Origin of the sequence: Pragia fontium DSM 5563 = ATCC 49100 (assembly GCF_900112475.1) — a bacterium.
Classification (GTDB): Bacteria; Pseudomonadota; Gammaproteobacteria; order Enterobacterales; family Enterobacteriaceae; genus Pragia; species Pragia fontium.
Genome location: NZ_FOLW01000011.1, coordinates 97,065 through 108,704 on the forward strand (window position 1 = coordinate 97,065; position 11,640 = coordinate 108,704).

12 protein-coding genes and 1 rRNA gene are annotated in these 11,640 nt (G+C 44.6%); 6 read left to right on the forward strand and 7 right to left on the reverse strand.

What is annotated here, in order from left to right:
* Nucleotides 1-150: 150 nt before the first annotated feature.
* From BMZ28_RS14520 to def, 6 genes are all read right to left on the reverse strand, one after another.
* Nucleotides 151-1,686 (reverse strand): class I adenylate-forming enzyme family protein, encoded by a 1,536-nt coding sequence (locus BMZ28_RS14520; RefSeq protein ID WP_074824261.1) that lies wholly within the window; start codon nt 1,684-1,686, stop codon nt 151-153.
* 342 nt (nt 1,687-2,028) lie between these two features.
* Nucleotides 2,029-2,430, reverse strand: a complete 402-nt coding sequence (gene mscL, locus BMZ28_RS14525; protein ID WP_047779719.1) for a large-conductance mechanosensitive channel protein MscL — start codon at nt 2,428-2,430, stop codon at nt 2,029-2,031.
* Nucleotides 2,431-2,556: 126 nt separating this feature from the next.
* Entirely contained in the window at nt 2,557-3,933 is a 1,377-nt protein-coding gene (trkA, locus tag BMZ28_RS14530) for a Trk system potassium transporter TrkA (RefSeq protein ID WP_047779720.1), read from the reverse strand.
* A gap of 47 nt (nt 3,934-3,980) precedes the next feature.
* Nucleotides 3,981-5,270 carry a 16S rRNA (cytosine(967)-C(5))-methyltransferase RsmB gene (gene rsmB / locus BMZ28_RS14535; RefSeq protein WP_074824278.1) on the reverse strand — a complete coding sequence of 430 codons (1,290 nt, stop codon included), beginning with the start codon at nt 5,268-5,270 and terminating at the stop codon, nt 3,981-3,983.
* A 65-nt stretch (nt 5,271-5,335) separates the two neighbouring features.
* Nucleotides 5,336-6,283, reverse strand: a complete 948-nt coding sequence (fmt, locus tag BMZ28_RS14540) for a methionyl-tRNA formyltransferase (RefSeq protein ID WP_074824264.1) — start codon at nt 6,281-6,283, stop codon at nt 5,336-5,338.
* A gap of 39 nt (nt 6,284-6,322) precedes the next feature.
* A complete protein-coding gene (gene def, locus BMZ28_RS14545) occupies nt 6,323-6,835 on the reverse strand; it encodes a peptide deformylase (RefSeq protein ID WP_047779722.1) in 513 nt (170 codons plus the stop codon).
* A 295-nt stretch (nt 6,836-7,130) separates the two neighbouring features.
* On the opposite strand from def, the gene dprA reads away from it, so the two are divergent.
* The 5 genes from dprA (at nt 7,131) to BMZ28_RS14570 (ending at nt 10,524) form a co-directional block, all read left to right on the forward strand.
* On the forward strand, nt 7,131-8,231 hold the full coding sequence (gene dprA, locus BMZ28_RS14550) for a DNA-processing protein DprA (RefSeq protein WP_047779723.1): 1,101 nt from the start codon (nt 7,131-7,133) through the stop codon (nt 8,229-8,231).
* A gap of 101 nt (nt 8,232-8,332) precedes the next feature.
* Complete coding sequence (locus BMZ28_RS14555; RefSeq protein WP_047779724.1) at nt 8,333-8,884, forward strand: DNA topoisomerase family protein; 552 nt, start codon at nt 8,333-8,335, stop codon at nt 8,882-8,884.
* Nucleotides 8,877-9,434, forward strand: a complete 558-nt coding sequence (gene tsaC / locus BMZ28_RS14560; RefSeq protein WP_074824267.1) for an L-threonylcarbamoyladenylate synthase type 1 TsaC — start codon at nt 8,877-8,879, stop codon at nt 9,432-9,434. The genes BMZ28_RS14555 and tsaC overlap by 8 nt, the downstream gene beginning before the upstream one ends.
* A gap of 17 nt (nt 9,435-9,451) precedes the next feature.
* A complete protein-coding gene (aroE, locus tag BMZ28_RS14565) occupies nt 9,452-10,270 on the forward strand; it encodes a shikimate dehydrogenase (RefSeq protein ID WP_074824270.1) in 819 nt (272 codons plus the stop codon).
* Complete coding sequence (locus BMZ28_RS14570; protein WP_047779727.1) at nt 10,267-10,524, forward strand: DUF1488 family protein; 258 nt, start codon at nt 10,267-10,269, stop codon at nt 10,522-10,524. Before aroE ends, BMZ28_RS14570 begins: the two co-directional genes overlap by 4 nt.
* On the opposite strand, the gene BMZ28_RS14575 is transcribed toward BMZ28_RS14570, so the two are convergent.
* Nucleotides 10,521-11,057 carry a gamma carbonic anhydrase family protein gene (locus tag BMZ28_RS14575; protein ID WP_047779728.1) on the reverse strand — a complete coding sequence of 179 codons (537 nt, stop codon included), beginning with the start codon at nt 11,055-11,057 and terminating at the stop codon, nt 10,521-10,523. The genes BMZ28_RS14570 and BMZ28_RS14575 overlap by 4 nt on opposite strands.
* Before the next feature lie 508 nt (nt 11,058-11,565).
* Here BMZ28_RS14575 and BMZ28_RS14580 point away from each other — a divergent pair.
* A 16S ribosomal RNA gene (locus tag BMZ28_RS14580) occupies nt 11,566-11,640 on the forward strand; the annotation flags it as partial.

Genomic DNA, 11,640 nt, shown 5'->3' on the forward strand with positions numbered 1-11,640 from the left:
TATTCAGTGTAGGGTTTATTAGCTGAATGTTTTATTTCGGGAATAAGTCGCCATAGCCCGATTAATGGACATTGTCTTTTTTATTATTTAGCTAATAACGTTATTGAATTAGATTAATTATCTCCTGTTGAATTAATTTAATTTTTATTATTAATGGAGGCTGTTTGCTCTCCGTCTTAATTCTATTTTGTCTGTTTTTCCATTGGTGTTTTTAGGAAGCTCAGGAATAAAAATTATTCTTGAGGGAATTTTAAATTTAGCGATTTTGTCCGATAGCCATTGAATAATATTATCGCTGACGAGTGGCTTATCTTGCTGGGCGATAATAAACGCTACCGCTTCTTCTCCATAGATATCGCTTTGTCTTGGGACAATGGCGATATCCTTGACGCCAGGATAGCTAGAAATCAAATTCTCAATTTCTATGCAGTATATTTTTTCACCGCCTCGGTTAATCATGTCCTTACTGCGATCTTTGATAAATAGGTAATTATCCCGATCGAGGCTGGCGATATCGCCGGTGTAGAACCAGCCATCGTGAAAGTATTGCTGGTTTACTTTAGGGTTGTTCCAGTATTGTTTAATCACTACTGGTCCTCTTAACCATAAATGGCCAGTTTCTCCTGTAGCAAGCAGTCGATTATTATCGTCTCTAATCTGACATTCCAAACCGGGTATCGGTAAACCTGAACTGCCAACTTTATCGCTGTGTCTAACATCGACTGGAAATATACTGGCGGGAGAAGTCGTTTCCGTTAGGCCATATATTGGACGTATTTCTGTTTGTGGAAATAATTGGGTTAATTTATCAATCAGACCGGTATTTAAATGACCGGCACCACAGGCAATCATTCTTAAACTGGAATAATTATATTTTTCCTGGTTTTTTTCTGATTCTTGAGTCAGGAAAATAAATACCGTAGGGGAACCATGCATAAATGTAATTTTGTGCTGGTGGATTGTTTTTAGAATTTCTTCAGCATTAAATCGTTGCTGTAAGTGAATGGTTCCACCAATATGAATAAATAAGCAGAGGAGGGCGGATAAGCCAGTAATATGACAAATAGGAATGGGTAAAATAGTACTGTCATCAGCATTTAGCTGGAGAATATCTTTATAAGCATGGATAGCATGTAGAAAATTACTGTGGGTTATGGCCGCGCCCTTTGGCGATCCGGTGGTGCCTGATGTGTAGATAATCGCTGCAATATCATCAGCAAAGATCTCGGTTTGATTAACGGATATTGGCAACGCCCGGTCGTCGGCATTACGTAATATAAATTGCCAATTAGCGAGTGAAATACGTTGCTCTTTTGCCGTATTCACCGCTAGCCAGGGTTGATTATCCGGATCAAAAAAGACCACTTTAGCCTCAACGCTATCTAAAATAATATTGCTGTCATCAGACTTAAGCTTGGTGCTTAGAGGGACCACTATGACCCCCAGAGCCATTGCTGCATAAAATAACGTGCAGAATTCAGGGCGATTGCCTAAAGCCAGTACGATAACGTCACCCTTTTTGAGCTTAAAATTCTCCATCAAGCAGGTGATATTCAGGTTAACGCTATGGTTAAACTGATCGTAACTGTATTTATGGCCTTCAAAATAGATAGCGGTATTCTCAGCTCTGGCTTTAACCGCATGCTGTAGGCTTTGATATAGATGTTGGGCGGTTAATTGCGGCATACCTATTCTCCGATAACGTTGCTACATATAATCTGACGTAGCAAAGTATAGGGAATGGTTGGGGGCTAAAAATGTGTAAAGTTTCACATCTTGCTTTGGCGCTTGGCTCGAGACTATTGTGTAAATTGCCAATTTTATTACAGCAGGCGTGACGTTATTATCACGTTTCAGTCGACAAAATTTGTTAAATTTATTTTAAATTTTGGTTGATTAACTGTTTTGCATGAAATTTGTACGTTTATTTTTGTGCAAATGAATAAAACATACGGCATAAGACATTAAAAAGCCCCCATATAAATGGGGGCTTCGTTAATTTTCAGATGTGAAAGTGACTAATTAGCGCTATTTCTGCTGTTGCTTCAGAATATCACGAATATCTGTCAGCAATTTTTCTTCCGTTGTTGGTGCTGGAGGTGCCGCTGGTGGCTCTTCACGACGAATTTTATTCATCAGTTTAATCGCCATAAAAATGGCAAAGGCAACAATGACAAAATCAAAAATATTCTGGATAAAAACGCCGTAATGCATGATAACCGCTGGCGTATCACCTTGAGCCGCGCGTAATACGAATTGAAATTGTTTAAAATCTACTCCACCGATCAGTAGGCCTAACGGTGGCATAATAATGTCAGAAACCAACGACGATACTATTTTACCGAAGGCGGCACCGATAATTACACCGACGGCAAGGTCAACCACATTACCGCGCATCGCGAATTCGCGAAATTCTTTAAGCAGACTCATATACAATTACCTTTATCAGAACATATGTTATTTATAAGCATAACCACAGACCGCAATTTTTCCATATTTTCGAAAGAATAGATTGGATTTATTCCCATATTGTTCAGGGAATAAACCGTGTGATAATTATAAGAAGAAGGGACTCGGTTGGAACAACCTTTCAACATCAGAGATATATTTTTTATCTGCCAAAAACATAATGACGTGATCGCCCTGTTCAATAACGGTAGCCCGATCGGCAATAATCACCTCATCTCCTCTGACTAGCGCTCCGATAGTGGTGCCCGGTGGTAGCTTAATATTTTCCAGCTGGCGGCCGACAACCTTCGACGTAGTGTCATCTCCGTGAGCAATGGCTTCGATAGCTTCGGCAACGCCACGACGTAAGGTAGACACACTAACGATATCGGCTTTTCTGACATGCCCCAGAAGGGCGGAAATGGTCGCCTGTTGAGGGGAAACGGCAATATCAATTACGCTGCCCTGAACCAAATCAATATAGGCATGGCGTTGGATAAGAACGATAACTTTTTTAGCCCCCAGCCGTTTAGCCAGCATGGCTGACATGATATTAGCTTCATCATCATTGGTTAGGGCGATAAACAGATCGATCTGGTCGATATTCTCTTCAGTAAGCAATTCTTGATCGGAGGCATCGCCGCAAAAAACCACGGTATCCTGAAGCATTTCAGCTAATTCTGCCGCGCGCTCAGCATTACGTTCAATAAGCTTTACGCTGTAATCTTTTTCCAGACGCTTGGCCAGCCCGGCACCAACGTTACCGCCGCCAACAATCATCAAACGCTTATACGGTTTTTCCAGACGTTGCAGCTCACTCATGACCGCGCGAATATTTTCTGACGCAGCGACGAAAAACACCTCGTCACCCGCCTCAATAATGGTGGAGGCCTGAGGACGAATAGGACGATCCTGACGGAAAATCGCGGCCACACGAGTTTCAATATGCGGCATATGCTCACGCAGCGAGGATAAGGCGTTACCCACTAGTGGGCCACCATAATAGGCATTAACACCAGCGATACTTACTTTGCCTTCAGCAAAGTTCACCACCTGTAGCGCACCGGGATATTCAATTAGCTTGTAAATATAATCGGTTACCAGCTTTTCCGGAGAGATAATATGGTCGACCGGGATCACTTCAGGTTCAAACAGCTTATCTTCTTCACGGATATACTCCGACGAGCGAATTCGCGCAATACGGTTTGGCGTGTTAAATAGCGAATAGGCTATCTGGCAGGCGATCATATTAATTTCGTCGGAGTTAGTCACCGCGACCAACATATCTGCGTCATCCGCCCCTGCATCACGCAGTACTCGAGGGTGACAGGCATGGCCTTGAACAACCCGCAGGTCGAATTTGTCCTGCAACTGACGTAGCCGGACAATGTTGTTATCAACCAACGTAATGTCGTTATTTTCACCGACCAGATTTTCTGCCAGAGTGCCGCCAACTTGACCAGCACCGAGAATAATAATCTTCATTTTGTTCTCTTTTTAGCGCTGAATACGCTTTGTGCAACAGTTCGAATTTATGCCTTTATTAGTTTGGCATAAAAAAATCCGTCGCCACCATCTTGTGATGGTAAATTTTGACGATAAGGTGATTCATCCGTACCAATATTCACTAAATGAGCATCGCTATGGCGGTGGATAAAGTCATTTATTTGTAATGTATTCTCTTCCGGGAGAATGGAGCAGGTGGCATAAACCATTGTTCCTCCCGATTTAAGCTGAGGCCAGATGGCGTCGATGATTTGCTTCTGTAGTGCAACTAATTCATCAATATCGCTGTTGCGGCGTAGCCATTTAATATCTGGATGGCGGCGAATGACTCCAGTTGCTGAACAAGGGGCATCCAGCAATATGCGGTCGTATATTTGACCATTGCTCCAGGTTTCGGGAGTTCTGCCATCACCACATAGCACTGTAGCCTGTTGTTTCAGGCGGGCTAGGTTTTCTGCTACTCGCTTTAAGCGACTTTCATCTACATCAACGGCGGTGACCTGTGCTTCCGGTGCTGCTTCCAAAATATGGGTGGTTTTGCCGCCGGGGGCTGCGCATAAATCCAGAATGATTTCGCCATTTTGCGGTTCGAGTAAAGGAGTACATCCTTGTGCTGATGCATCCTGCACCGTAATCCAACCGGCATCAAATCCCGGTAGCGCAGTAACGGCACAAGGGGTAACTAAGCGCAAAGCATCCGGATAGTCCTGATGAATAACCGCTTCAATCCCCGCCAACTGAAGTAATTCAAGATATTCATCACGGCTATGGTGTTGACGATTAACTCGTAACCACATCGGTGGCTTTTGGTTATTCGCATCAACGATTTGTTGCCATTGTTCAGGATAGGCATCTTGTATGCGCTTCAATAGCCAGCCAGGGTGTAAAAAACGGCTGGATTGAGTTTGAACCTGTGCGGTAAGTTCTTGCTGCTGGCGCTGAAATTGGCGCATAACTCCATTAATCAGCCCCTTCATCTGCGGGCGTTTTAGCGTAATCGCACCATTAACGGTTTCAGCGACGGCGGCATGAGGGGGAATGCGGGTATACAGTAATTGATACAGGCCAACCATCAATAAGTAATGAAGGGGTCTCTGTTTACCGGTGAGTACTTTTTCCATCAGCTGCTGTAGATACCATTCGAGTTCCGGCAGAACCCGCAGGGTGCCGAAGCACAGCTCTTGCAGTAGCGATTTATCTTTATCGGAAATGTTTTTTTGGAGTTCGGGCAAAACGGTACTTAGCGATTGGCCTTTATCAAGAACTTGACCGATAGCTTTTGCGGCAATAGCCCGAAGATTATATTTGTTATTCATAGCAAAATTTGACCGCAGCGATATAAGTATTAACAGCGCCGGTGGTGAAACAACCGGCGCTGGCATCAGGCTAAATGATGGCCGGGAAGAAACCATTCACGACGAGAGTTCAGTAGATCCTGAGCTGACATCGCTTTTTTACCTGCAGGTTGGAGTTGAGTGATGTTTAATATGCCCTGAGCGGTGGCGATTTGGATGCCGGATTTTCCCGCATCAATAATGGTACCGGGCTGAACCTGATGAGGCGTATTCAGCACTTCTGCCGCCCAGACTTTCACTGGTTGATCATCAACCACGAAATAGCTCACTGGCCATGGATTAAACGCGCGGATACAGCGTTCTAATTGTTCCGCAGAGAGTGACCAATCGAGTTTAGCCTCTTCTTTACTCAGCTTATCAGCATAGTTGGCTAGGGTATCGTCCTGCTTTTCAGCCTGGATGGTACCGGCAGCAAACTGTTCCAACGTGTTTAATAAGGCCTGTGGCCCCAGTTGAGCCAGCTTATCATACAGGGTGGCGCTGGTGTCTTCAGCCAAAATAGGACAGGTCAACTTATACAGCATATCCCCGGTATCCAGACCTTCATCCATTTGCATAATGGTAATGCCGGTTTCACTGTCGCCTGCCCATAAAGAACGTTGAATTGGCGCTGCGCCCCGCCATTTTGGTAGCAGAGAGCCGTGTACGTTAATGCAACCCAGTTTCGGCATGTTCAATACTGCCAAGGGAAGGATCAGACCATAGGCAACCACCACCATCACATCGGCATTTAGCGCTTTTACTAACTGCTGATTTTCTTCAGGTCGTAAGGATTTCGGCTGAAATACTGGGATGTTATGTTGTTCCGCCAGTTGTTTAACCGGGCCTGAAGTCAGTTTATTACCGCGGCCAGCAGGGCGATCGGGTTGAGTGAAAACCCCAACAATGTGGTGATGAGACGAAAGCAGCGCATCTAAGTGACGCGCTGCAAAATCAGGGGTACCAGCAAAAATAATTCGCAAAGGTTCAGACACTGTAATTTCCTATCTTTTATCGAGGACGCGCTATTCAGATTATTTTGAACGCGATTCCTGTCTGGCGATTTTTTCTAACTTTTGACGAATACGCTGACGCTTAAGGGGGGAGAGGTAATCAACAAACAGTTTACCTTCCAGATGATCCATTTCATGTTGGATACAGATGGCCAGCAGGTCATCAGCGTCTATTTCGTAAGCCTCACCGTCACGATTGAGGGCACGAATTTTAATCTTTTCTGCACGAGGAACGAAACCGCGAGATTCTGGAATTGACAGACAGCCCTCTTCAATACCGGTTTCCCCAGATTTTTCCAGCACTTCTGGGTTGATAATCACGTAAGGCCGATCGCGGTTTTCTGAAACGTCAATCACGATAATACGCTGGTGAATATCAACCTGAGTTGCAGCAAGGCCAATACCTTCTTCTTCATACATAGTTTCCAGCATATCGTCTGTGATGCGCTGGATTTCCGGTGTCACTTTTGCCACCGGTTTAGCTTTGATGCGTAATCTTTCATCAGGAAAATGTAGGACGGGTAATACTGCCATATATCTCTAAATCGCCATCTTTATGGATAAAATTTGATTCCTATATTCTAGACCTTTCCGAGGATGATTGACAGTATCAGTCAACTATTGAAGCGATAGATAGTAGGGTTAGACGATTTTTTTATGCAGACTACTGAACCGTAGAATTGTGATATTTGCCGATAATAAATGCTATTGCTCAGTTGTTTTTTAATAAAATTACGTAGTTGCCCCAAATACTTTACTTTCATCCTTAATCCAGCCTCTTTTATGTTTTAGTTTTATTGAAATTTGATTATTGAATGCAGGTTACCTAATGAGTCGGGAAGAATGGTGGCTGAGATTATTGATGATATCCGGACCGAAACTGCCTTATATCCGACGATTAAATCCATATTCTTTTCAGGATGTTGATTTTAATGAACGATTGCTGACTAACTTGGGGTTTAGTGAAGAACAATGTCATCTGTTTAGCCATGCCGATAAATATGACGTGTTGAAGTGTTTGGATTGGCTATCCGGTTCTGATTGTCATTTAGTCACTTATGCGGATAGCGACTATCCGGAAATGCTGCGCCATATTGCTGGTGCTCCTGTGGCTTTGTTTGTTAAAGGAGGGAAGCAGAACCTGAGTACACCACAGTTGGCCATGGTAGGGAGTCGGCGCTATAGCCACTATGGGGAGCGGTGGGCCAACTATTTTTCACAGCAACTGGCGGCGAGTGGGTTGACAATTACCAGTGGGTTGGCCGTTGGTATTGATGGCATTTGTCATCGTGGGGCACTGGCAGTTGAAGGGACAACCATTGCAGTATTGGGCAGTGGGCTGGGCAAGTTGCATCCTAAGAGTCATTTGCGTTTAGCACAGCAAATTCTGGAACAGAATGGTTCTTTAGTTTCTGAGTTTTTGCCGTTTGCTGAAGCCAGAGCCGAGTACTTTCCTCGCAGAAATCGCATCATTAGCGGACTGAGTTTGGGGGTATTGGTGATTGAGGCCGAATTACGCAGTGGCTCACTGATTACGGCAAAATATGCCTTGGAGCAGGGAAGGGAAGTGTTCGCGATTCCGGGGCCGTTGGATAATCACAACAGTCAAGGAACCCATAATCTCATTCAGCAGGGGGCGATGCTGGTGGCGCAGCCTACGGACATTATTGAAAACTTGAATAGCTCACTCTGCTGGCTGCCATCATTACCATTGGAACCGTTAACGGAACCGCTGATAAAGGTCAAAGACACAGAGAGTCAGTCAGGAATGTCACCGTTATATCGTTATCTTAGTCATGAACCGACTCCCGTTGATATTCTGGCGCTAAAAACACAGCTTTCCGTTACTGATGTGATGATTCAGTTACTCGAACTGGAATTATCCGGTTGTGTGAAGGGTGTTCAGGGAGGATATATTCGCAGCGGTTAAACAAGACGGTATAAAAATAGTGCTAATCAGGTAGACTGTCGGGTATTAAGAGTGGTAGATGGTCAGTTGTGTAGATGACTTAAATAGATGGCAGTGAGGTTATGAATAAAACGGCATTGTTTACTGGTAAAAGTGAAGAGCTCTGTCCCGAGTGTGGCGCTCCGCTGGTTATCCGTAGTGGAAAACAGGGGCCGTTTCAGGGGTGTTCACGCTATCCGGAATGTACTTATATCCACTCATTTAAGCCTCAGAGCGATGGGCATGTGGTAAAAGTGCTTGAGGGTCAGAACTGTCCAAAATGTGGTGAGACGTTGGTTCTCAGACAGGGGCGCTATGGCATGTTTATTGGTTGCAGCAGCTATCCTGATTGCGATTACATTGCAGTTATAGATAAGCCTGATGAAACACAGATAGCCTGTCCACAGTGTAAACAGGGAAAGCTACTCCAGCGTAAGTCTCGTTATGGCAAGGTCTTTCACTCTTGCGATCGCTATCCTGAATGTCAATTTACCTTGAATTACACGCCGATAGCGGGTGTGTGTCCAATATGCGACTATCCTCTACTTCTGGAAAAACGCACTTCTCGGGGAAATCGCCTGTTTTGTGCGAGTAAACTATGTGGCAAAGAAGTTCTTACAGATAAAGATGACTGATAATTTACAATTAATAGTAAACCAACTCCGCCAGCAGCAGGTTGTGGCTTATCCTACCGAGGCTGTATTTGGCTTAGGTTGTGATCCTGACGATCGTTTGGCGGTAGATCGGCTGTTACAGCTGAAACAGCGTTCATGGGAAAAGGGCCTAATATTAATTGCTGCCGATTATGAGCAGCTTCGGCCCTATGTTGACGATCAACAACTGACACTGGAACAAAAAGAGCGGGTGTTTGCATGCTGGCCGGGGCCGGTGACTTGGGTGATGCCAGCTCGGCCAACAACGCCAAAATGGCTGACTGGTCGCTTTGATTCTCTGGCTGTTAGAGTAAGTGATCACTTACTGGTGAGGGAGTTGTGTTTATCTTTTGGTAAACCGATTGTTTCAACCAGCGCTAATCTGAGTGGTCTGGAACCTTGTAAAACAGAACAGTGCGTTCATCAGCAGTTTGGTCCGTCATTTCCGGTACTTAGCGGGTTAGTAGGTGGCCGTCAGAAGCCATCAGAAATAAGAGATGCATTAACCGGAAAATTATTCCGGCAGGGATAACTATCTACAGGAGCGTTATGCAACAGTTTGCCGTTTTTGGTAACCCTATTGGGCACAGCAAATCACCACGTATCCATCAGCTGTTTGCGAATAGTTGTAATATTCGTCTGCATTATGGCACTCAGTTAGCGCCTATAGAGGGTTTCGAGCTGGCGATTCAACATTTCTTTGCCAATGGCGCAGTGGGAGCTAATGTTACTCTGCCGTTTAAAGAGCAGGCTTTTGCACTATGTGATGAGCTAACTGAACGAGCGGCTTCAGCGGGTGCAGTAAATACCATTAAGCGCCTGGATGATGGTCGTCTACTTGGCGATAACACCGATGGTATTGGTCTGTTAAGTGATTTACAGCGCTTAAATATGATCCAGTCGGGCTCGAGAATTCTGCTGATTGGTGCGGGTGGCGCTGCTCGAGGTGTGATTTTACCGCTATTGTCATATGGCTGTGAGTTAGTGATTACTAACCGAACCCATGCTAAAGCGGATGTATTGGCTAATTTGTTCTCTCATCATGGTTCAATAACCAGCAAAATGCCGGATGAATTGCAGGGTGAACAGTTTGATTTAATCATTAATGCAACCTCTACCGGTATCAGCGGCGATCTTCCGCCGATCCCTTCATCACTGATTTCAGTCAATACCGCATGTTATGACATGTTTTATCAGGCTGAATTAACGCCATTTCTGGTGTGGGCTGCATCTTATGGTGCTACTAACTATGCGGATGGCTTGGGGATGTTGGTTGGGCAGGCGGCTCATGCTTTTGCTCTGTGGCATGGCGTTATGCCAGATGTTGAAAGCGTGCTGCTCGAATTACGTCAGGATTTCACTAAGTGAATCAGGCGATCATTTTTACCGATCGTGAAGAGTGGGATCCAATACGCCATGGTGTTGTTTGCATGGCTCAGGTCAATGGTTTTCAGATTTACTGTTGTGTTGCGGCCCAAACATTAAGTGATAGGTATGGCTCAGCGGCGGAACCTGAACAATATATTGCGTTGTTCAGGCAACACCGTTGGGATCTTGAAGATGAGTTGGAGCAAGCGATCCTTGATGAAGCATTCGAGGATGATGGCTGGGTTGTAATCTAGTCTTCCAGATACTCATCTTTAAGAATCACGTAGTTTTGGGCTGAAACGGCTAAGGATTGAATTTCGTCTTCAGTGAGTGGCCGGACTTTTCGAGCCGGATTACCAATATATAGATAACCTTTTTCAAGATGCTTGCCCGGCCCAACCAGACTGCCGGCACCCAGGATAACGTTGTCGTCAATCTTGGCGCCATCAAGGACTCGTGCTCCCATACCGATTAACGTTCTATTACCAATGATGCACCCGTGCAGAATTGCACCATGTCCTACGGTAACTTCCTCACCAATGATCAGCGGATAGCCGTTTGGGTTATGTTCCGTTTTACGGGCAACGTGCAAAATGCAACCATCCTGAATATTGCTCCTTGCCCCTACTTGGATGTAATTAACATCCCCACGGATAACAACCAAGGGCCAAATACTGACATCATCCCTTAAATCTACCCGACCAATGATCGTACTGGATCGATCAACCATTACACGTTTAGCTATTTTGGGCGAATGATGAAGATAGTTGCGCAGAGCTTCGGTCATCTGATGTACACCTATAAAATGAATGAGTGATCCTATCTATTTTAAGTAAATTGGATCCTTTTGATATCGACAGATCAAAAATAGTGACGATTACGTTTAAAAAAACAGCTAAAAAGGGCCTGAAAGAGTAAAAAATGCGCATATGAATTTTTTTTATCAAAAAAGCCTTGTGCAAAAAGATCCGTTCCCTATAATGCGCCTCCATCGAACGGGATGTGAGGCAACTCACAAAATGACCTTCGAGAGAGTTAACGAATTAATTGACTCTAAAACGGATTAGCGTAATATACGCAGCCCGTGCCACAGCAAGCGAAGCTACTGTTGGCCATGCTCTTTAACAATTTATCAGACAATCTGTGTGGGCACTCACAAGACGGTATCTCACGCTGTAACACTTCGGTGTTCAGCAACAAAAAATACCAAGTCTTAAAGAGTGACCAGGCAGTAATTCATTTGTAATTTATTACAGACGTTTTATTACGAAAGTAATCTTTGAGCATCAAGCTTTTAATTGAAGAGTTTGATCATGGCTCAGATTGAACGCTGGCGGCAGGCCTAACACATGCAAGTCGAGCGGCAGCGG